The sequence below is a fragment of the Arthrobacter sp. SX1312 genome (genome assembly GCF_002929295.1).
In the GTDB taxonomy this organism is placed as follows: Bacteria; Actinomycetota; Actinomycetes; order Actinomycetales; family Micrococcaceae; genus Arthrobacter_D.
Map to the genome: position 1 here is coordinate 922,581 of NZ_PJIM01000002.1, position 20,157 is coordinate 942,737.

The 20,157-nt window shown below is 69.8% G+C and carries 19 protein-coding genes and 1 tRNA gene; 8 read left to right on the top strand and 12 right to left on the bottom strand.

What is annotated here, in order from left to right; translation table 11 throughout:
- Positions 1-18: 18 nt before the first annotated feature.
- Entirely contained in the window at positions 19-1,110 is a 1,092-nt protein-coding gene (locus CXQ92_RS11870; protein WP_104167907.1) for an SDR family oxidoreductase, read from the top strand.
- A 31-nt stretch (positions 1,111-1,141) separates the two neighbouring features.
- Here the strand turns inward: CXQ92_RS11870 and CXQ92_RS11875 are convergent, their stop codons facing one another.
- The 11 genes from CXQ92_RS11875 to CXQ92_RS11925 all read right to left on the bottom strand — a co-directional run bounded on the left by CXQ92_RS11875 (position 1,142) and on the right by CXQ92_RS11925 (position 11,100).
- Positions 1,142-2,125 carry a hypothetical protein gene (locus CXQ92_RS11875; protein WP_258069884.1) on the bottom strand — a complete coding sequence of 328 codons (984 nt, stop codon included), beginning with the start codon at positions 2,123-2,125 and terminating at the stop codon, positions 1,142-1,144.
- Between the two features lie 26 nt (positions 2,126-2,151).
- The gene (locus CXQ92_RS11880; protein WP_104167908.1) at positions 2,152-2,535 is read right to left on the bottom strand and encodes a hypothetical protein; all 384 of its coding nucleotides are present in this window, start codon (positions 2,533-2,535) and stop codon (positions 2,152-2,154) included.
- Positions 2,536-2,568: 33 nt separating this feature from the next.
- On the bottom strand, positions 2,569-4,230 hold the full coding sequence (locus CXQ92_RS11885) for a helicase HerA-like domain-containing protein (protein WP_104167909.1): 1,662 nt from the start codon (positions 4,228-4,230) through the stop codon (positions 2,569-2,571).
- Between the two features lie 88 nt (positions 4,231-4,318).
- A complete protein-coding gene (locus CXQ92_RS11890) occupies positions 4,319-5,680 on the bottom strand; it encodes an ABC transporter ATP-binding protein (RefSeq protein ID WP_258069885.1) in 1,362 nt (453 codons plus the stop codon).
- A gap of 30 nt (positions 5,681-5,710) precedes the next feature.
- Positions 5,711-6,559 carry a carbohydrate ABC transporter permease gene (locus CXQ92_RS11895; protein ID WP_104167910.1) on the bottom strand — a complete coding sequence of 283 codons (849 nt, stop codon included), beginning with the start codon at positions 6,557-6,559 and terminating at the stop codon, positions 5,711-5,713.
- Positions 6,559-7,506: a carbohydrate ABC transporter permease gene (locus CXQ92_RS11900; protein WP_306738619.1), complete on the bottom strand. Its 948-nt coding sequence runs from the start codon at positions 7,504-7,506 to the stop codon at positions 6,559-6,561. Before CXQ92_RS11900 ends, CXQ92_RS11895 begins: the two co-directional genes overlap by 1 nt.
- A gap of 56 nt (positions 7,507-7,562) precedes the next feature.
- Positions 7,563-8,801 carry an extracellular solute-binding protein gene (locus CXQ92_RS11905; protein WP_258069930.1) on the bottom strand — a complete coding sequence of 413 codons (1,239 nt, stop codon included), beginning with the start codon at positions 8,799-8,801 and terminating at the stop codon, positions 7,563-7,565.
- Between the two features lie 247 nt (positions 8,802-9,048).
- Positions 9,049-9,480, bottom strand: coding sequence for an aspartate 1-decarboxylase (gene panD / locus CXQ92_RS11910; RefSeq protein ID WP_181033640.1), 432 nt, complete (start codon positions 9,478-9,480; stop codon positions 9,049-9,051).
- A gap of 99 nt (positions 9,481-9,579) precedes the next feature.
- Positions 9,580-9,650, bottom strand: a tRNA-Gly gene (locus tag CXQ92_RS11915).
- Positions 9,651-9,676: 26 nt separating this feature from the next.
- Positions 9,677-10,042, bottom strand: a complete 366-nt coding sequence (locus tag CXQ92_RS11920) for a protealysin inhibitor emfourin (protein WP_104167913.1) — start codon at positions 10,040-10,042, stop codon at positions 9,677-9,679.
- Entirely contained in the window at positions 10,039-11,100 is a 1,062-nt protein-coding gene (locus CXQ92_RS11925; RefSeq protein WP_181033641.1) for a M4 family metallopeptidase, read from the bottom strand. Before CXQ92_RS11925 ends, CXQ92_RS11920 begins: the two co-directional genes overlap by 4 nt.
- 77 nt (positions 11,101-11,177) lie before the next feature.
- Here CXQ92_RS11925 and CXQ92_RS11930 point away from each other — a divergent pair, with 77 nt between their 5' ends.
- Both CXQ92_RS11930 and dcd read left to right on the top strand, forming a co-directional pair.
- Positions 11,178-12,032: a tryptophan 2,3-dioxygenase gene (locus CXQ92_RS11930; RefSeq protein ID WP_104167914.1), complete on the top strand. Its 855-nt coding sequence runs from the start codon at positions 11,178-11,180 to the stop codon at positions 12,030-12,032.
- A gap of 44 nt (positions 12,033-12,076) precedes the next feature.
- Positions 12,077-12,652, top strand: coding sequence for a dCTP deaminase (gene dcd / locus CXQ92_RS11935; RefSeq protein WP_104167915.1), 576 nt, complete (start codon positions 12,077-12,079; stop codon positions 12,650-12,652).
- Positions 12,653-12,661: 9 nt separating this feature from the next.
- Here dcd and CXQ92_RS11940 read toward each other — a convergent pair whose 3' ends face one another.
- Positions 12,662-14,056: an MFS transporter gene (locus CXQ92_RS11940; protein WP_104167916.1), complete on the bottom strand. Its 1,395-nt coding sequence runs from the start codon at positions 14,054-14,056 to the stop codon at positions 12,662-12,664.
- Positions 14,057-14,209: 153 nt separating this feature from the next.
- On the opposite strand from CXQ92_RS11940, the gene CXQ92_RS11945 reads away from it, so the two are divergent.
- Genes CXQ92_RS11945 through CXQ92_RS11965 form a run of 5 tightly spaced genes read left to right on the top strand, consistent with a single transcriptional unit; the run spans position 14,210 to position 20,154 of the window.
- Positions 14,210-17,206 carry a Na+/H+ antiporter subunit A gene (locus CXQ92_RS11945; protein WP_104167917.1) on the top strand — a complete coding sequence of 999 codons (2,997 nt, stop codon included), beginning with the start codon at positions 14,210-14,212 and terminating at the stop codon, positions 17,204-17,206.
- Entirely contained in the window at positions 17,203-17,748 is a 546-nt protein-coding gene (locus CXQ92_RS11950; protein WP_104167918.1) for a Na(+)/H(+) antiporter subunit C, read from the top strand. The genes CXQ92_RS11945 and CXQ92_RS11950 overlap by 4 nt, the downstream gene beginning before the upstream one ends.
- Entirely contained in the window at positions 17,745-19,355 is a 1,611-nt protein-coding gene (locus tag CXQ92_RS11955) for a Na+/H+ antiporter subunit D (RefSeq protein ID WP_104167919.1), read from the top strand. The genes CXQ92_RS11950 and CXQ92_RS11955 overlap by 4 nt, the downstream gene beginning before the upstream one ends.
- A complete protein-coding gene (locus tag CXQ92_RS11960) occupies positions 19,352-19,900 on the top strand; it encodes a Na+/H+ antiporter subunit E (protein WP_104167920.1) in 549 nt (182 codons plus the stop codon). Before CXQ92_RS11955 ends, CXQ92_RS11960 begins: the two co-directional genes overlap by 4 nt.
- Complete coding sequence (locus CXQ92_RS11965) at positions 19,897-20,154, top strand: monovalent cation/H+ antiporter complex subunit F (RefSeq protein ID WP_104167921.1); 258 nt, start codon at positions 19,897-19,899, stop codon at positions 20,152-20,154. The genes CXQ92_RS11960 and CXQ92_RS11965 overlap by 4 nt, the downstream gene beginning before the upstream one ends.
- The last annotated feature ends 3 nt before the right edge of the window (positions 20,155-20,157 follow it).

Consider the following 20,157-nt stretch of genomic DNA (forward strand, 5'->3'; position numbering starts at 1 on the left):
CATGACGAGGAGCGCACCATGACGAACGACCACCGACCCGCAGGCACCGACTCGGGGACAGCCCTCGTGGTGGGGGCGACCGGCATCGCCGGATCGGCCCTCGTCGAGAGGCTCACCGCCGACGGGTGGCCCGTGCTGGCCCTGTCCCGCCGGCCCGGGGCCGAGCGTGAGGGGGTGCGCTGGCTGTCCGCGGATCTGACCTCGGCCGAGGAGCTCGCGGCCGTCCTGGCACCGGAGCACCCGACGCACGTCTTCTTCACCGCCTGGTCCCGCAGGGACACCGAAGAGGAGAACATCGAGGTCAACGCCGCCATGCTGCGCGACCTGCTCGCCGCCCTGCGCGGCAAGGAGGTGGCCCACGTGGCCCTCATGACCGGGCTCAAGCACTACCTCGGGCCGTTCGAGGCCTATGCGGCGGGGGAGATGGCGGATACGCCGTTCCACGAGGAGGAGCCGCGCCTGCCGGTCCGCAACTTCTACTACGCGCAGGAGGACGAGCTGTTCGCCGCGGCGGCGGAGCAGGGCTTCACCTGGTCGGTGCACCGCGCGCACACCGTGATCGGCCACGCCGTCGGCAATGCCATGAACATGGGGCTCACGCTCGCCACGCAGGCGGCACTGTGCAGGGATGCGGGCGAGCCGTTCGTGTTCCCCGGGTCGGAGACGCAGTGGAACGGGCTGACCGACATGACGGACGCCGGCCTGCTCGCCGACCACATGGTGTGGGCGTCGACGACCCCGGCAGCCGCCGACGAGGCGTTCAACATCGTGAACGGCGACGTGTTCCGGTGGCGGTGGATGTGGCCGCAGCTCGCCGCCTGGTTCGGGGTGGACTGGGAGGGTTACGACGGCGCGCCGCGGCCGCTGGAGCAGGCGATGGCCGGGCGGCAGGACCACTGGGCGGACCTCGCAGGGCGCCATGGCCTGGTGGAACCCCGACTGGACCGCATGGCGTCCTGGTGGCACACGGACAGCGACCTCGGGCGGGGCATCGAGGTGGTCACCGACATGGGCAAGAGCCGGGTCGCCGGCTTCACCGGGTACCGGCGGACCCTCGACGCGTTCACGGCCCTGTTCGAGCGCTACCGCACGGAGAAGCTCATCCCCTGACGCCCTGCCCGGTGCGACGGCGCGGGACGGCCTAGTAGCGGACGACGGGCGTCACGGTGACCTCGTCCTCGGTCACCGTGAGATCGGCCTCGAACTCGAACGGGACGGTCTCGGACACGTCCCGGACCGCTCCGGAGAAGAAGTCGCGCAGCTGCGTGTCGATCCGCGCGGACCCGCGCAGCGGCCCGAGGAGCCACTCCTTGCCGTCCAGGGTGACGCTGACGGCGGGGTACTCCTCGATGGACCAGGCGATGTCCCCGGCCAGGCGCTCGTTCGTCACGTAGTTGAAGGGGCAGTTCGTGGGCTGGAAGACGGTCTGCTCCGCGCACCCGTCGAGGAAGGCCCGCAGGTCCTCGTCGACCGCCCGGGCGAGTTCCGGCGTCGCCTCGGTGGCCAGGGCCAGGGGAGGCGGCGCCTCCCGGCTCGTGACGACGGCGTGCTGCTCGGGGGCGGCGACGTACTGCCCGTCGTACTGCGCGGTGATGGCGGCCGGGTAGAAGGAGGCCAGCCCGGCCGTGCCGTCGGGGAGCCCGACGTCCACGCCGTTCACCGCGGCCTCCACGCTGTTCAGGGCCGTGACCTGCACGGTGGGCAGGACGGACTGCTCGAAGCGCCAGACGTTGAAGAAGCCCCATTCGGTGCCAGTGCGCTGGAGCGGGAAGACCGTCGTCGTCTCCACGCCGTCGAGGGTGTACGTCACAGGTACCTCGACGCGGTCGTCATCCGTCTCCCGTGCATCGCCGACCTCGACGTCCTCCACGGCCGCACTCGCCCGGCGGAGGGCGTCGCCGTCCAGCAGGGCGGGGTTCGACCCCTCCGGGACCGACGCGTTGAGCAGCCCTAGGGCCGCCCCGCCGTCGCCGTCCCGCAGCGCCTCGAAGTACAGGTCCACCTGGTGTTCAGGGCTGTAGAGCCGTCCGTTCATGAAGGACACCGTGGCGACGAAGGCCGCACCCAGGAGCATGAGCCCGAGCAGCCACGCTGCGAGGACCTTCATGACCGGGGTGATGTGCACGATCCCACGTTACCGGCTGGCCCGGATCAGCCGGGCAGGAAGCCCAGGACGGTCCCGACCACGGCGCACACGAGCCCGGTGATCGCGATCCGGCGCGAGCCGCGATGGGGCTCCTCGAGCGACCAGTGGGCGGGGTGCCGGGCCTGATAGAAGATGATGACGTCCTTCCCCGGCGGCAGCGGGGGAGGTGCCGGTGTCCGGTCCCGCCGTCGTCGTGAGCCACTGGACCACAGGGCCTCGACGATGCGGAACCGGTGGTCGTGCCAGCGCAGGTAGGGGTGCCCTTCGTGCTCGAACGTGATGGCCTGCGTCCTGCTCCACGAGCCGTCCACGAGCCGCATGACGAGCGCGGCGCTGAGCAGCACGAGCCCCAGCACGGTCAGGGTGGAACTGACGATCTCGATCAGCATGATCGGGGTCCGTCCGGACGGCGGCGCATCGGGTCAGTACCACCGCCGCGTGCGGTGCTTGGTACCGAAGAGCCCGCGCGCCAGTTCCTTGCCGATGACCCCGGCGGCCTTCAGCGCCAGGTCGGTCATCTCGCTCCGGTCGGGGCTGCGGCCACCGGCCGGCCGGCCGGTGCCCTGCGCGTCGCCCGGCACGTCACCCTGCGCACGCCCTCCGCGTGCCTCCCTCGGACGGGACGGGACACCGAGGATGTCCTCCTCGATGCGGCGCGCCTCCGCGTCCCGCTCCTCGCGCGGGCCGCTCGGGGCCTGACGGCCGGGCAGGGGTGCCGCGGTCCCGGATGGGCGGCGCGCGGCCAGTTCCTCGGACGCGGAGTGGCTGTCGACCGCCTCCCGGTAGCGGGGCAGGAGCGGGGAGGCGGCGACGACGGCGGCAACGGTGCCCTCCGGTGCCCGGCCCATCACCGATTCGGGGGAGCGCAGGCGCGTCCAGGCGACAGGGGTCGGGGCGCCCTCCTCGTCCATGACCGTGACGACGGCCTCCCCGATGCCCGCTGAGGTGAGCACCTCCTCGAGGTCGTAGGGGCTCACGGGGAACGTCGAGACGGTGGCGCGGAGTGCTTTGGCGTCGTCGGGCGTGAAGGCGCGCTGGGCGTGCTGGATCCGGTTGGCCAGCTGGCCGAGGACGTCCCCCGGGATGTCCTTCGGCGTCTGGGTGACGAAGAAGATGCCCACGCCCTTCGACCGGATGAGGCGCACCGTCGTCTGGATGGCTTCCCGGAAGGCCTTCGACGACCCGGCGAAGAGCAGGTGCGCCTCGTCGAGGAAGAACACGAGGCGGGGCTTGTCGACGTCGCCCACCTCGGGGAGTTCGGCGAACAGGTCCGCGAGCAGCCACATGAGGAAGGTGGAGAAGAGACGCGGCTGCTGCTGGACGGTGACGAGCTCCAGCGCCGTGATGATGCCCCGGCCGTCCGGAGCGGTCCTGAGGAGATCGGCGGTGTCGAACGCGGGCTCTCCGAAGAAGGCCCCCAGGCCCTGGGCCTCGAGGGTGACCAGCTCGCGGAGGATCACGCCGGCCGTCGCCTTCGACAGCCCGCCGAGCGACTCCAGGCCGTCCTTGCCGTCCTCCGAGGTGAGGAAGCCGATGACGGCGCGCAGGTCCGCCAGGTCGTACAGTTCCAGGCCGTTCCTGTCGGCGTAGTGGAACACGAGCTGGAGGCTCGATTCCTGCGTCTCGTTCAGGTCCATGACCCGGCCGAGGAGCAGGGGCCCGAAGGCGGAGATGGTGGCCCGGACGGGGACGCCGTCGCCGTCGCCGCCGAGGGACAGGAACTCGACGGGGAAGGCCCTCGGCGTCCAGTCCTGGCCCACGCTCGCCGTGCGCTTCGCGAGCCGGTCCGACGCCGTCCCGGGAACGGACAGACCGGTGAGGTCCCCCTTGATGTCGGACAGGAAGACGGGGACGCCCTGTGCGGACAGCTGCTCGGCGAGCACCTGCAGGGTCACCGTCTTGCCGGTCCCCGTGGCGCCCGCGATCAGGCCGTGCCGGTTCATCATCGCGAGGGGGAGGCGGACCTGCGCGTCGGTGTGGAGGGTGCCGTCCACGAGGGCGGCGCCGAGGTGCAGCGTGGGCCCCTCGAAGACGTAGCCGGCGCTGATATCGGTGACCTGGGCGGCGCCGTCGTGTTCGACCATAGGGCCAGACTACACAGCAGGACCGGCACCCTTCCGGGCGCCGGTCCTGTCAGCAGGTGCGCCCCTCCGGGCGCGAATGCGGGTCCTGTCAGCCTGCGGCGTGCGTGCCGCCGGCCGCCGTCGCTCCACCGGTCCGGCCGGCGTCGACGGTGGTGTTCCCGCCGGTCGCGCCGTTGCCGCTCCCGAAACCACCGGAGTCCGCCCGGCGATCGGCCTGCTGGGCGGTCGCGATCTCCTCGGCGCGCTCCTCGGCGGCCTCACGCGTCAGCGCGGCGCCGGCCTCGGCATCACGCGTCAGGTTCTCCCCGGACTCGGCATCGAAGAGATGGAGCTTCCGGGTGTCCACCCAGAGCTCCGACTCGCGCCCGCCCCTGATGCGGCTCGAGGCGTCGAGGGTGACGACGACCTGCGGGCGGAGCTCGTCGGCGTCCATGTCGCGCGCGAGACCGTTGAGCAGGTCCCGCATCTCGGGGGCCGGATCGAAGTTGATGTACCCGTACTGCTCGTTGCCGAGCCATTCGGTGTGCGTCAGGGTGGCCGCGAAGGTGGAGCCGTGGGGCCTCTTGCTGTCCTCCACCAGCTTCGCGTCCTCGAAGAACTCGGGCCGGACGCCGACGAGGACCACCTTCTTGCCGGCCGCCTTCTGGGCCTTCTCCTGGGGGATCTCGAGGTCCCCGATGGCGGTCTTGAGGGTGGTGCCCTCCAGGGTCGCCGGCAGGAAGTTCATCGACGGCGAGCCGATGAAGCCGGCGACGAAGAGGTTCCGCGGCTGCTCGTACAGCTCGCGCGGCGAGGCGATCTGCTGCAGCTCGCCCTTCTTCAGGACGGCCACGCGGTCGCCCAGGGTCATCGCCTCGGTCTGGTCGTGGGTGACGTAGACCGAGGTGACGCCGAGGCGTCGCTGCATCTGGGAGATCTCCGACCGCATCTGGCCGCGGAGCTTGGCGTCGAGGTTGGACAGCGGCTCGTCGAAGAGGAACGCGTCCGCCTGCCGCACGATCGCACGACCCATCGCGACGCGCTGCCGCTGACCGCCGGAGAGGTTGGCGGGCTTGCGCTGCAGGTGGTCGGTGAGTTCCAGGGTCGCAGCGGCCTCCGTGACGAGCTTGTTCACCTGCTCCTCCGAGTGCTTGCCCTTGGCCAGGCGGAGGGGGAACGCGATGTTCTCGTACACCGTGAGGTGCGGGTACAGGGCGTAGTTCTGGAACACCATCGCCAGGTTGCGGTCGCGGGGCGCCTTGTCGTTCACGCGCGTCCCGTCGATCAGGAGGTCGCCCTCCGTGATGTCCTCGAGGCCCACGATCATGCGCAGCAGCGTGGACTTCCCGCAGCCGGAGGGGCCGACGAGGATGATGAACTCGCCGTCCGCGATGTCGATGCTGATGTCGTTGACGGCAGGGAACCCGTCGCCGTATTTCTTGACCAGGTGGTTGAGGGTGATTGATGCCATGGTGCGAATCCTTTACTTGAACCGCGGGCGTTAGCCCTTGACGGCGCCCGAGGTCAGGCCTGAGACGATCTGGCGTTGGAACAGCAGGACCAGTAGGACGACCGGGATCGTGACGATGATCCCGGCCGCCGAGATGGCGCCCGTGGGGGCCTCGAACTGCGAGGCTCCCGTGAAGAAGGCGAGCGCCGCCGGGACCGGGCGAGCCGCTTCGGTGGAGGTGAGCGAGATGCCGTACACGAAGTCGTTCCACGCGATGAAGAACGCGATGATCGCCGTCGTGAAGACACCCGGGGCGGCCAGCGGCACGATCGCCTTCCGGAACGCCTGCCACGTCGTCGCCCCGTCCACCTGGGCCGCCTGCTCCAGTTCCCACGGGATCTGCCGGAAGAACGCGGCAAGGGTCCAGATGGAGATGGGCAGGGTGAGCGAGAGGTACGGGATGATCAGGCCCAGCCAGGTGTCGTAGAGGCCGATGGTGCGCCACAGGTTGAACAGCGGCGTCACGATCGAGATCACCGGGAAGATCGAGACGGCCAGCGCCGTCGTGAGGATGACCTTCTTCCCGGGGAAGTCCAGGCGGGCGATCGCGTAGGCGCACAGGGTCGCCAGGACGACGGCGATGAACGTCGCGATCAGGGCGATGCCGACCGAGTTGCGCAGCGCCGAGAGGAACAGGCCCTGGGCGTCACCGACGAGGATCTGCTCGTAGTTGCTCGTCGTGGCCGTGCCGGACGACGGGAGGAATTTGCCGCTCGTCAGATCGCTCGGCGTCTTGAAGGACGTCGCGAGGATCGAGGCGACGGGGAACAGCGCGTAGACGACCACGAGGACCGAGACGATCGCCCACAGGACTTTTCCCTTGGTGCTGGTGTTCGTCATTACTTTCCTCCCTGCGATCCGGCGAGATCGACCTTGAACAGCTTGATCGCCACGAAGCAGATCAGTAGGACGCACAGGAACAGGAGGACGGACACGGCGGAGCCGAGGCCGATCTCGAGCCTGCTGATCGACTGGCGGTAGGCGAGCAGGGACAGCACTTCCGTGCCGTAGGCACCGTTGGTCATGATGAATACGTTGTCGAAGATGCGGAAGGCGTCCAGGGCCCGGAAGAGTACCGCGACCATGATCGCGGCCTTCATGTTGGGGATGATCACCTTGCGCATCTGCTCCCACCAGGTGGCGCCGTCGACTTTCGCCGCCTCGCTGAGCTCGTCCGGTACCTGGGCGAGGCCCGCGAGGAGCAGCAGCGAGATGAACGGGGTGGTCTTCCAGATCTCGGACGCCATGATGACGAACAGGGCCGTGCCGCCCTGGGCGAACCAGTTGAGGTTCTCGTCGATCCCGGGCACCCAGCTGAACCAGTTGTTCACGTAGCCCGAGTTGATGTCGAACGCGTAGAACCAGGCGAACGCCGACACGACGGTGATGATGCCGTACGGCACGAGGATGGCCGTGCGGAGCGGTCCCCGGACAGACTTCAGGGCCTTGTGCATCACCAGGGCGAGGGCGAAGCCGAGCACGAGTTCGACGATCACGGTGACCACGGTGATGAACACCGTGGTCCTCAGCCCGGTCCACCAGACGGGGTCCGTGAGGATCACCGCGTAGTTCTGCAGGCCGATGAAGGCCCGCTCGTCCGGTGCTGTGAGGCGGAACTGGAAGAGCGAGTCGTAGACGGCCTGGAGGATCGGGTACAGCGTGACGGCCAGCATGACGAGGAACGCCGGCCCGGCGAGCATCCAGCCGAGCCGTCGTTCCGCGCGTGCGCGGTCGCTGTACTGCTTCCGGGGCTTCTTGCCGTTACCGTTGCCCTTGCCCACGTCCAGTCGCGGACCGGGCTCGGTGGACGACGCCGTCGTTGTCTTCGCAGGGATGGCGGAGGTCACAGGAGTTGCTCCCCTCTGAGGACCGAAGTGATGAAGTCGCTCGACGTCTCCGGGGTGGTCTCGGGATCGACGCCTGCGGGTGGCGCCCAGGTCTGCTGGATGCCGGTGGATACCTCGTTGTAGAAGGGTGTCTGCGGGCGCGGTGCCGCCACCTGGAGGGAATCCCTGATCGTCTCCGCCATGGGGAAGGACTCCGCGATCCGCGGGTCCTCGTAGGCCTCCGTGTTCGCCGGCGGGTTGCCGTTCGTCACGAAGTACTCCGCCTGGTTCTCCACGGAGACGATGCACTGGATCGCTTCGTACGCCAGGTCCGGGTTGTCGCTCTCGGCTCCGACACCGAGGTTGATGCCGCCCAGCGGAGGCGCGGACTCCTGGTCCGCGGACATCCGCGGGAAGATGCCCCAGCCGATGTCGTCCAGGACCGCCTGGTCCAGCGTGCCCGCCTCGACGGCCCCGTTGGTGGCGGGCCAGACGAACGGGTAGTTGACCATGAAGGAGCCAGAATCGCCCTGGAAGGCGATGAGCGAATCGTTCTCGTCCTGTGTCGGGAGGCCGGGACCGCCGAGGCCGTCCTCGCCGATCGTGGAGATCACCTCGGCCGCGGCGACGCCGGCCTCGGAGTCCAGGCCGAGTTCGATCGTGTCGGCCGTCGCCTCGGGGTCGACGATGATGGACCCGCCCGCCGACTCGATGAGCGCGTTCACCCACACCGTCATCGATTCGGCCTGGCGGCCCTGCACCCCGAGGCTCTTGTCCTGGCTCCGGGCCGCTTCCATGATCTGCTCCCAGGTGACCGGCTGCGACATGTCGAGGCCCGCGGCCTCCGCGACCGACTTCCGGTACCACAGGATCTGCGTGTTGGCCCAGAACGGGACGGTGACGAGTTCGTCCTTCCAGGTGGCCCCGGTCAGGGCGCCCTCGACGACGTTCTCGGTGGTGGCCGCAGCGACGTCATCGGGAACCGGGGCGAGGAAGCCCGGTTCGGCGAGCTCGGCGATGAACGGAGGGTCGAGGCTCATGATGTCGAGCGACTTGTCCCCTGCGGCGAGGCGTCGCGCGAGCTGTTCGCGCTGCGACGCGGCTTGGCTCGGGAGCAGCGAGGTCTCGATGCGGTAGCGGCCATCGGACTCGTCGCTGCATTTCTCGGCGATGGCGGCCTGCCCGCCGGCATCGGGGTTGATGTACCAGGTCAAGCTGTTGTCGGCCTCGCCGGGGCCGCACCCGCTCATGGCCATCGTGCCGATCACCAGGCCAGCCAGGACAGCGGCCTTCGGTCGGCTCTTCACGGCATTGCGCGTTCTTCGACTAGTCGGCATTCGTACCGAGCCTCCACATCCTCGTAGACAACCCGGCTGACGGTTCGAGCGAATCGACAGCCTAAGCAAGCTTGCTTTTCGACCCTAAGCCCTGCGGGCGGGATGCGCTAGGCAGCCTGCTTGGTGTTACAGGTCCGTGTCCGCGGCGGCGCCCCGGGCAAGCGGCTCAGGTGGCGACGGTGGTGTTGTCCAGGGCGAACGGGGGCCGCTCGAGACCCTCGGTGACGGCCTCGGCCGGATCGGACCCCAGGTCGACGATGCGGTTGTCCGCATCCACATGGACGATGGTGGGGGTGAACGCGCGGGCTTCCTCGGTGGTCATCTGCGCGTAGGCGATCAGGATGACCAGATCGCCGCGCTGCACGAGGTGCGCCGCGGCGCCGTTGATGCCGACCACCCCGGATCCCCGAGCGCCCGCGATGGTGTAGGTCTCGAGACGGGCGCCGTTCGTGATGTCGACGATCGACACGAGTTCACCGGGCAGGATGTCCGCGGCTTCGAGCAGGTCGAGATCCACGGTGACCGAACCGACGTAGTGCAGATCGGCATGCGTGACCGTGGCGCGGTGGATCTTGGACGCGAACATTGTGCGATTCATCGCCTCAAGGATACTGCCGATCCGGCCGGGCACGAGCAGGCCACCGGGTGTCCTTGGGCACACCCGGTGGGCCTCGGAGGCCCCACCGGGGGAGAACGGAGCGGGCGACGGGAATCGAACCCGCGTATCGAGCTTGGGAAGCTAGCGCTCTACCATTGAGCTACGCCCGCACGGCAGTTGAAACCGCTCCATCACCTTACAACAGTTCTTCCGGCTTGCCGTGCTCGGCCCCGCCGGGGCCGTCGGGGACCGGTGGGCCTCCCTCGTCCCGGCCCGGTGCGGGCGGGGTCCGCGCAGCCGCGCGGGCCCGGTCGATCAGTTCACGCCACGGCTCCGCCAGCCGGCTCTCGGGCACCGACACCTCGGTGTAGCCGACCGTGATGCGGTAGGTGAAACGGTCCCGTGCGGCGTCCGGCTGCCGCACGCCCTCCCCGGGTGATGCTTCCGCTTCCGCCTCGGCGAGCGGGAGCCAGCGCTGCTCGGCCTCCGCCCGGCTGACCTCCAGGCTCCACGTCCGCGTGAGCCCGCCGACGCCTCCCGAGCGAGTGATCTGGATCCTCACGGCAGGACGCCCACCGCGGACCACGCGTCGGCGACAGCACCGGCCTCGCGGCCGGCGGCCCCGAACCGCGCGCTCGCGGCGTCCGTCGTGGCGGCCGCGAACGTCCGGAAATCGCAGTCCGGCGGGATGTGCCCGCCGAGGACGGCGTCGTACCAGATCCGCCCGGCGCCCTCCCAGGCCGGGCCGCCCACGGCGGTGGCGGCGAGGTAGAAGGCATGGTTCGGGATCCCGGAGTTGATGTGCACCCCGCCGTTGTCCGACGCCGTCTCGACGTAGTCCGCCATCGTCGCGGGCTGGGGGTCCTTACCCAGCACGTCGTCGTCGTACGCCGTTCCCGGCGCCCTGAGCGACCGCAGGGCGACGCCCTGCACCTCCGCGGTGAAGAGGCCGGCGCCCACGAGCCAGGACGCCGAGGCCGCATCCTGGCCGAGCGTCCGCTGTTCCACGAGCACCCCGAAGACGTCCGAGAGTGATTCGTTCAGCGCGCCGGACTGGCCCTGGTACTCGAGGTTCGTGGAGTACTGGGTGAACCCGTGGGCGAGCTCGTGGCTGACGACCGTGAGGGACGCCGTGAAGCGGCCGAAGATCTCGCCGTCGCCGTCACCGAAGACCATGCGCTCGCCGTCCCAGAAGGCGTTGTCGTACCCGGTCCCGTAATGCACCGTGGCATCGAGGGCCATACCGGCGCCGTCGATCGAGGAGCGCCCGTACACCTCGCTGAACAGCCGGTAGGTGGACCCCAGTCCGTCGTAGGCCTCGTCGGCGGCGGGATCGCCCGTCGCCGGGGCACCCTCGCCCCGGACGAGGGAGCCGGGGAGCTCCTCCCGGCCGCCGGCGTCACGGATGCGGCGTATCAGCGTCCCGACGACGGCGGGCCGGCGGCGCACCGGCGCCCGCAGTGCCTCGGCGCGGGCGTGCCTCAGCGGATCCAGTTCCTGCAGGGCGTGGCGTGCTGCCTCGGCCGCGACGGCATGCCGTGCGTCCCGCAGGGCGGCGAGGCGCGTGAGAAGGTGTGGTGGGACGATGCTGCAGGGGATGCGCTGCAGGCTTCTCGGCATGGAGCCTCCTTCGACTGGTCCCCAAAGTAGACCGGGAAGCCGACATTCCGCACCGCGCGGCACGTAGGCTGGGCCGCATGAGCGTGGAGCGGAACACCCGGGACCTGGAGCAGGGCATCGAGCGGGACTTCTCGGACAAGATGAGCTACGGCTCGTACCTCGAGCTGGACCGGCTGCTCGACGCGCAGCACCCCGTCAGCTCGCCGGAGCACCACGACGAGATGCTGTTCATCATCCAGCACCAGACCTCCGAGCTGTGGCTGAAGCTCGTGCTTCACGAACTGCGCGCCGTCCGCCTGCACCTGCGGGCCGACGACCTGCGGGCCGCGATGAAGGGCATCGCCCGCATCAAGCACATCCAGCGGTCGCTGACCGAGCAGTGGTCCGTCCTGGCGACCCTCACGCCGTCCGAGTACGCCGAGTTCCGCGGCGACCTGGGGTCCTCGAGCGGGTTCCAGTCCTACCAGTACCGCGCCGTCGAGTTCCTGCTCGGCAACAAGAACGCCGCGATGATCGGGGTGTTCGACGCCGATCCGGTGGCGCGTGCCCTGCTCTCGGAACTCCTGGTGACGAGCAGCGTGTACGACGAGTTCATCGCCCTCCTGGCCCGGCGGGGCTACGCCGTCCCGGCGGACCTGCTCGCCCGCGACGTCAGTCTCGCCCACGAGTTCACGCCCGCGCTCGTCGCGGTCTACAAGCAGGTCTACGAGGATGCCGCGGGCCACTGGGACGTCTACGAGGCGTGCGAGGAACTCGTCGACCTCGAGGACAACTTCCAGCTGTGGCGCTTCCGGCACCTCAAGACCGTCGCGCGGACCATCGGGTTCAAGGCGGGGACGGGTGGCTCCTCGGGTGTCGGCTTCCTGCAGCGCGCGCTCGAACTCACGTTCTTCCCCGAACTCTTCGCCGTCCGAACGGAGATCGGACGCTGATCCGCAGCGGAGGACGACGCACGCCGGACTGGTAACTTTGGACGGTGCTGATCTCCGACCGCGACATCCGAGCAGAACTGGCAGCCCAGCGGATCGTCCTCGAACCGCTCGATCCCGCGATGGTGCAGCCCTCCAGCGTGGACGTCCGCATCGACCGCTACTTCCGGCTCTTCGACAACCACAAGTACGCGCACATCGACCCCGCCGAGGACCAGCCGGAGCTCACGCGGCTGGTCGAGGTGGCCCCCGACGAACCGTTCATCCTGCACCCGGGCGAATTCGTTCTCGGCTCCACCTACGAGACGGTCACGCTGCCCGACGACATCGCCGCACGCCTGGAGGGCAAGTCCTCGCTCGGCCGTCTCGGGCTGCTCACCCACTCCACCGCCGGGTTCATCGACCCCGGCTTCTCCGGCCACGTGACCCTCGAGCTGTCCAACATGGCCACCCTGCCGATCAAGCTGTGGCCGGGCTCCAAGATCGGCCAGCTGTGCTTTTTCAGGCTCACGTCCCCCGCCGAGCACCCCTACGGCTCGGGCGAGTACGGGAACCGCTACCAGGGCCAGCGGGGCCCGACGGCGTCGCGCAGCCACCTGAACTTCCACCGGACCCGCATCTGACCCGGAGGCTCAGGTCTCCGGCACGACGGCGCGCGTCACCTGCGCCGGGGGCCTGACGGGGAGCAGGAGCAGGAGCCCCGCGAGGAGGACCACGAGGATCCCGACCACGCCGTAGAGCTGCGAACCGAAGATCCCGATGCACAGCGCGAACAGCGCCGGTGCCAGGAAGCTGACGGCCCGGCCCGTCGTCGCATAGAGGCCGAACAGCTCCCCTTCGTCGCCGACGGGGGCGAGGCGCGCGAGATAGCCGCGGGAGGACGACTGCGCCGGGCCGACGAAGAGCGTCAGCAGCAGGCCGAAGACCCAGAACGTGGTGTCCGCGGTCCACCCCATGCCGAAGAAGGAATACGATCCGGTGCCGAGCACGAGGATCGCCGTCCCCGCCACCAGCAGGCCAATCAGGGCGCCGACGATGACCCGCTTGGGCCCGACGCGGTCGTCGAGGATCCCGCCGACGACCGCCCCGATCGCGGCGATCACGTTCGCCGCGATGGCGAAGACGATCACCATGCTCGTCGAGAAGCCGAAGGTCCCCGCCGCCAGGATGCCGCCGAAGGTGAAGACCGCCGCGAGCCCGTCCCGGAAGACGGCGCTGGCCAGCAGGAAGAAGATGGTGTGCGGGCTCTGGCGGTAGATGGCCTTCACGCGGCGCACCAGCAGACCGTAGGAGGCGAAGAATGCCACCTGGGCCGCCGCGGCCTTCCGGGGGACCTCCGGCACGGCGAACATCACGGGCAGGGCGAATGCCGCGAACCACAGCGCCGAGAAGACGGCGACGAGGCGGATGTTCAGTCCGTCCTCGCCGGAGGCCCCCGGCCAGTCGACGACGGGCTCGATGAAGACCACGAGGACCACCACGAGCGCGACGATGCCGCCCACGTAGCCCATGGCCCAGCCGAACCCGCTGACGCGCCCGATCGTCGCCGGCGTGGAGACCTGCGTCAGCATCGCGTTGTAGTTGACGCCCGCGAACTCGAAGAAGATGTTCGCCGCGGCGATGAGGGCGACGCCGAGGACGAGCATCTCCGGGCTGGGGAAGACGAAGTAGCACAGGGCCGTGAGGACGGCGACGATCGCGCTGTTCACCCCGAGCCAGAGCTTCCGGCGGCCACCGCTGTCGGAGCGCTGCCCGATGACGGGGGCGAGCAGGGCGATGAGCAGGCCCGCCGCCGCCAGACCCCACCCGAGCACCTGCGACGCGCGCGCCTCGCCGCCGAACGCGTCCGACGTGAGGTACACCGTGAACACGAACGTGGTCATCACGGCGTTGAAGGCGGCCGACCCCCAGTCCCACGACGCCCACGCCACGACGGGCCGGCTGAAGATGTGGCCGGAGCCGCGGGCGGGGGCGGGAGCGGCAACAGGGGCCTCCGCCGGGAGCGGAAGTGGCTCATGGGTACTCATACGGGAAATGCTAACGCCGTATGATCCCCGTCACGCCGAGGCGCTCTGGCCCTGCGGGGGACGGCGCAAGCCGAGTAATACGGGAATGGTGCAGCATTTCCCCCGATAGACTGCTGGGAGCCCGACCTGCCCCCAGCGGAAGATCGAGACCCCATGCTCACCGTGCTGATCGCGATGTTCGCGCTGGCACTCGTGGCGCCCCTGATCTTCTCCCGGTTCGGACGATCGGCCTTCTTCGTCCTCGCGGCTGCGCCCGCCGCCGGTTTCGCCTGGCTCCTGACCGAGCTCCCGCAGGTCCTGGCCTCCGACCAGGAAGCGCCCAACGGCACTCCCGGTGCGCCGCCGTCGCTCACCATCCCCTGGATCCCCAGCCTCCAGATCGAGCTGTCCTTCCGCCTCGATGCCCTCGCGGCGGTCCTGTGCATCCTGATCCTGGGCGTCGGGGCCCTCGTCCTGTTCTACTGCGCGCGCTACTTCAAGAACGACGATCCGGACGTCGGCGCGTTCGGCGCCCAGCTCCTCGCCTTCGCCGCGGCGATGTTCGGGCTGGTCACCGCCGATGACCTGATCCTCATGTTCATCTTCTGGGAACTGACCACCATCCTGTCCTACCTGCTCATCGGGTACTCGCGGCAGCGGCTCTCCGCCCGGCGCTCCGCCCTGCAGGCGCTGATCGTGACGACGTTCGGTGGCCTGGCGATGCTGGTGGGCCTGGTCGTCCTGGGGCAGGAGGCCGGGACGTACCGCATCTCGGAGATCCTGGCCGATGCCGGGACCCTCGCGGCCGGCGGCCTGCTCATCGACGTGGCGATCGGCCTCGTGCTGGTCGGTGCCATCACGAAGTCGGCGCTCGTCCCCTTCCACTTCTGGCTGCCCGGGGCCATGGCCGCACCCACGCCCGTCAGCGCCTACCTGCACGCGGCGGCCATGGTCAAGGCCGGCGTGTTCCTCGTGGCGCGCTTCGCGCCCGGGTTCGCCGAGACCGCCTTCTGGTACCCCGTCATCTTCGGGCTCGGGATGGCCACCATGCTGCTCGGGGGCTGGCGGGCACTGCGGCAGTTCGACCTCAAGCTCGTGCTGGCCTACGGGACGGTGAGCCAGCTCGGCTTCCTGACCATGGTGGTCGGCCTCGGAGGGCGCGACGGCGCCGTCGCCGGCCTCGCGCTGCTCCTGGCGCACGGTTTCTTCAAGGCCACGCTCTTCCTGGTGGTCGGCATCATCGACCACCAGTCCGGCACGCGGGACCTGCGGGTCCTGTCCGGGGTGGGCGCCACCTCGCCGGCCCTGTTCGCCGTCGCCCTCGTCGCCGCCGGATCGATGGCCGGGGTGCCGCCGCTGCTGGGCTTCGTGGCCAAGGAGTCGGTCCTGGAGGCGTTCGTCCACCGGGCCGGGGACGGGACCGCCGGCATCCTCCTGCTCGGCGGCATCGTCCTCGGGTCCATCCTCACCTTCGCCTACAGCGCGCGCTTCGTGTGGGGCGCCTTCGCGCTGAAGCACGGCCAGCCGCGGACCCCGTTCAAGCGGGTCCGCACGTCCTTCCTGCTGGCGCCCGCCGTGCTCGCCGTCGCCTCCGTGCTGTTCGGGCTCTGGCCCGCGCCGCTCGACGCCGTCATCCAGCCGTATGCGACCCTGTTCCCGGCCGGCGGCGAGGCCCCCTACCTGGCCCTGTGGCACGGCTTCAACCTGCCCCTGCTGCTCTCGGCCGTCACGATCGCGGCAGGCACCGCGCTGTACCTGCTGCGCGCGCCGTTCGAACGGCTGCAGGGGCGTCTCCCGGAGGTCAGGGAGGCCGAGGTGGTCTACCGCGGGCTGATCGGTGTCCTCGACGACGTCGCCGTGTGGATCACGGGGCGCACGCAGCGCGGCTCGCTGTCCTTCTACCTCTTCGTCATCCTGACGACCGCCGTCGTCACCCCGCTCGCCGCCCTCATCCTGTTCGACGCCCCGCTGCCCTCGGACGTCAGGATCGCGGAGTCGCCGGCGCAGGTCGTCGTGGCGGCGGTCATCATCGTGGGCATCATCGCCGCGCTCCGGTCCACGAAGCGGTTCATGGCCGTCCTGATGGTCGGGATCACCGGGTACGGCATGGCGGCGATCTTCGCGCTGCACGGCGCTCCCGATCTCGCCCTCACCCAGATGCTCGTCGAGACGATCGTGCTCGTCGCCTTCGTCCTCGCCCTGCGCTCCCTGCCGGCCCGGCTCTGGAACCGCGCCGGGAGCCGGCACCGCGTGCTGCGGGCCGGGCTCGGTCTGGCCTTCGGCGGCATCATGGCCGTGATCGCGATGTCCGCCATGGCGTCGCGCAACGCGGCGCCCATCTCCCTCGCCTACCCGGAGATGGCCTACGACGACGGCGGCGGCGCCAACGCGGTCAACGTCCTGCTCGTCGACATCCGCGCGTGGGACACCTTCGGCGAGATCACCGTCCTCGCGATCGCCGCGACCGGGATCGCGAGCCTCATCTTCATCCGCGGGCGCGGCGACACCCGGCGCAGGGCCCACGACGTGGAGGACGGCTCGGTGGACCGGCGCCAGGAACCGCTGGACGCGGGCGGCCGGGCCGGCGCCGCCCGGGAGCTCGCGGCGCGGTTCACCGACGTCGCCCGCGACCCCTGGCTCGTGGCGGGCCGCACCCTCGCGCCCGAGCGCCGGTCCATCATCTTCGAGGTCATCACCCGGCTGCTCTTCCACACCATCATCGTGCTGTCCGTCTACCTGCTCCTCGCCGGCCACAACCTCCCGGGCGGTGGCTTTGCCGGCGGGCTCACCGCAGGGCTCGCCCTCGCCATCCGCTACCTGGCGGGCGGCCGGTTCGAGCTGGCCGAAGCCAGCCCGATCAGCGCCGGCGCGCTGCTGGGGATCGGGCTCGCGATCGTCTCCCTCACGGCGGCCGCGCCCCTGCTGGTCGGCGGCGCGGTGCTGGAGAGCTACATCCTCGAGTTCTGGCTGCCGGTCTTCGGGGATGTGAAGTTCGTGACGTCGACCATCTTCGATATCGGGGTCTACATCATCGTCGTCGGTCTGGTCCTGGACGTCCTGCGCAGCCTCGGCTCGGAGATCGACGAGCGCAGCGAGGCGGAGGAACCCGTCCGGGAGGCCTCCGGGTCCGATGCGCCCGTCCCGCCCGCCGTCGAAGGAGTCCAGCCGTGACCGTCAACCTCACGCTGATCGTGCTCATGGCGGCGTTCTTCGCCGCCGGGATCTACCTGCTGCTCGAACGCAGCCTGACCCGCGTGCTGCTCGGCCTGATCCTCCTCGGCAACGGTGCGAACATCCTGATGCTCGCCATGAGCGGGGGCGGCGGGACGTCGCCGCTCTACGTCGCGGGGACCCCCACGGAGGACTACACGGACAGCCTGCCGCAGGCCCTGATCCTGACGGCGATCGTCATCACGTTCGCGGTCACCGCCTTCATGCTCGGCATCATCTACCGTTCGTGGGTCCTCGGCCGCGAGGACGACGTCCAGGACGATCCCGAGGATCGCCGCGTCGCGGACCAGAGCAGCTACGACTGGGAGGACGACGCCGACGTCGTCGCGGAGACCTCGGAGTTCTTCGACGACGACGACGCGGACCCCACCGTCCGTCGCGGATCCACCGCCCGCGACGGCGCGGCGACGCTCGACGTGGGCGCCGCTCGGGGCGAGCATGATCCCGCGCCCCGGACGCGCCGACCGGGGGATCCCCGGTGATCGCCGCCGACCTGGCCCCCCTCGCGATCGTCCTGCCGTTCCTCGGAGCGGCGGTCACCTTCCTGCTCATCCGCCACTCCCGGGCGCAGCGCGCCGTCAGCATCTCGACCCTCACCGTGACCCTGATCATCGAGGTGCTGATGCTGCTCGCCGCCCCCTCCACGGGGACCCACGCAGTGAGGCTCGGCGGGTGGGAGCCGCCGTTCGGCATCGTGCTCGTGGTGGACCAGTTCTCCGCCCTGATGCTCGTGGTGTCCTCCGCCATCAGCCTCGCGGTGCTGATCTACGCAGCAGGCCAGGGCATGGCCGACGGCGACGAGGACGGGCCGGTCTCGATCTTCCACCCCACCTACCTGATCCTCGTGGCCGGGGTGTCCAACGCCTTCCTGACGGGCGATCTGTTCAACCTGTACGTCGGCTTCGAGATCCTGCTGACCGCGAGCTACGTCCTCATGACCCTGGGCGGCACCGCGCCGCGCATCCGGGCCGGGGTGACCTACGTCGTCGTCAGCGTGGTGTCCTCCATGCTGTTCCTGATCAGTATCGCGATGATCTACGGGGCGACCGGGACGGTCAACATGGCGGATCTCGCGGTGAAGCTGGAGACGGTGGACCCGGCGACGCAGCTGGTGCTCCACCTCATGCTGCTCGTCGCCTTCGGCATCAAGGCTGCGGTCTTCCCGCTCTCCTTCTGGCTGCCGGACTCGTATCCGACCGCGCCCGCCCCGGTGACCGCCGTGTTCGCCGGCCTGCTGACCAAGGTGGGCGTCTACGCGATGGTTCGGGTCGAGACGCTCCTCTTCCCCGGGGACCGCATCAATTCGCTCCTGATGATCGTCGCGCTGCTCACGATGGTGGTGGGCATCCTCGGGGCGCTCGCCCAGTCCGACATCAAGCGGCTCCTGTCTTTCACCCTCGTCAGCCATATCGGCTACATGGTCTTCGGGCTGGCGATCTCCTCACGGATCGGCCTCGGGGCCGCGGTCTACTACGTGGCCCACCACATCACCGTGCAGACGAGCCTCTTCCTCGTCACCGGACTGATCGAGCGTCGGGGCGGGACGGCGAACGTCGACCGCCTCGGGGGACTGGCGAAGCTCTCACCGCTCCTCGGCATCCTGTTCTTCCTGCCGGCCATGAACCTCGCCGGCATCCCTCCGTTCTCGGGCTTCCTCGGCAAGCTCGGGCTCATCCAGGCCGGCGTGGAGCTCGGGACACCGCTTGCCTACGCGCTGGTCGCCGGGGGAGTGCTGACGAGCCTGCTGACCCTCCTGGTCATGGCCCGGGTCTGGAACCGGGCGTTCTGGCGCAGCCCGGACGACGCCGAGGACCCGGATCCCATCCTGCTCGCGAGCAAGGCCGACGGCTCCAGCGTGGGCACCTCACGCCATGTCACGGGCGAGGACACCGGTCGCTTCGCGGGCAAGGATCCCGTGACGCTCCTGCCGCGCACCATGACGGGCCCGACGATCGGCCTCGTCGCCCTCGGGCTCGGCCTGATGGTCCTCGCCGGGCCGCTCTTCGCCCTGAGCGACGACGCCGCCCAGGAGATGCTCGACCGGACCCCCTACATCGAGGCCGTCCTCGGGCCGGGGGCGGACGGATGAGCCGCCAGCGCATCCCCCTCGTCACGGAGCTGCCGCTCGTCATCTGGCTCGTCCTCGTCTGGGGGGCGCTGTGGCAGGACTTCAGCCCGGGCAACCTCGTGTTCGGGGCGATCATCGCGTACGCCGTCGTGAACTTCTTCTACCTGCCGCCGGTCGAGCTGACGGGTCGGTTCAACGTGCTGTGGGTCGTCCCGTTCCTCGGACGGTTCCTGTACCGGCTGGTAGTCGCGAGTGCCGAGGTGTTCTGGCTGGCCGTCACGCGGGGGCCCTCCCTCAGGAGTGCCGTGGTGGCCGTGCAGCTCCGCAGCCGCTCGGACTTCCTCGTCACGGCCACGGGCCACGCGATCTCACTGATCCCCGGATCCCTCGTCCTGGAGGTCGACCGCTCCACCTCGACCCTCTACCTCCACTGCCTCCACATCCGGTCCGACGAGGACGCCGAGGCCATCCGCCGGGACGTCCGGGCCACGGAGGTCTGGCTCATCCGGCTCATGGGGAGCCGGACGGACCTCGACGCCCTCACAGCAGAGGAGGCACGCCGATGACGACCGTCGTCTATGTCGCCGGTGGAATACTGGCGATCGCCGTCCTGCTGGCCCTGTACCGGGCCGTCCGTGGGCCGTCGATCCTCGACCGCGTGCTCGCGCTCGACGTCGTCCTGGCGGTCGTGGGCGCGGGCCTGGTCCTGAACATGGTGGCGGGCCGCCACCTCGACAACCTCGTGCTGCTCGTCACCATCTCGCTCATCGGGTTCATCGGCTCCGTCACCGTCGCCCGCTTCGTCACCGACAGGAAGTGACGC

Bases quoted from the DNA above. Each gene is read 5' to 3' on its own strand.
- CXQ92_RS11870 (WP_104167907.1), top strand. From the start codon at position 19: ATGACGAACGACCACCGACCCGCAGGCACCGACTCGGGGACAGCCCTC.
- CXQ92_RS11880 (WP_104167908.1), bottom strand. From the start codon at position 2,535: ATGCTGATCGAGATCGTCAGTTCCACCCTGACCGTGCTGGGGCTCGTG.
- CXQ92_RS11885 (WP_104167909.1), bottom strand. From the start codon at position 4,230: ATGGTCGAACACGACGGCGCCGCCCAGGTCACCGATATCAGCGCCGGC.
- CXQ92_RS11890 (WP_258069885.1), bottom strand. From the start codon at position 5,680: ATGGCATCAATCACCCTCAACCACCTGGTCAAGAAATACGGCGACGGG.
- CXQ92_RS11895 (WP_104167910.1), bottom strand. From the start codon at position 6,559: ATGACGAACACCAGCACCAAGGGAAAAGTCCTGTGGGCGATCGTCTCG.
- CXQ92_RS11905 (WP_258069930.1), bottom strand. From the start codon at position 8,801: ATGGCCATGAGCGGGTGCGGCCCCGGCGAGGCCGACAACAGCTTGACC.
- panD (WP_181033640.1), bottom strand. From the start codon at position 9,480: ATGAATCGCACAATGTTCGCGTCCAAGATCCACCGCGCCACGGTCACG.
- CXQ92_RS11925 (WP_181033641.1), bottom strand. From the start codon at position 11,100: ATGCCGAGAAGCCTGCAGCGCATCCCCTGCAGCATCGTCCCACCACAC.
- CXQ92_RS11930 (WP_104167914.1), top strand. From the start codon at position 11,178: ATGAGCGTGGAGCGGAACACCCGGGACCTGGAGCAGGGCATCGAGCGG.
- CXQ92_RS11940 (WP_104167916.1), bottom strand. From the start codon at position 14,056: ATGAGTACCCATGAGCCACTTCCGCTCCCGGCGGAGGCCCCTGTTGCC.
- CXQ92_RS11945 (WP_104167917.1), top strand. From the start codon at position 14,210: ATGCTCACCGTGCTGATCGCGATGTTCGCGCTGGCACTCGTGGCGCCC.
- CXQ92_RS11960 (WP_104167920.1), top strand. From the start codon at position 19,352: ATGAGCCGCCAGCGCATCCCCCTCGTCACGGAGCTGCCGCTCGTCATC.
- CXQ92_RS11965 (WP_104167921.1), top strand. From the start codon at position 19,897: ATGACGACCGTCGTCTATGTCGCCGGTGGAATACTGGCGATCGCCGTC.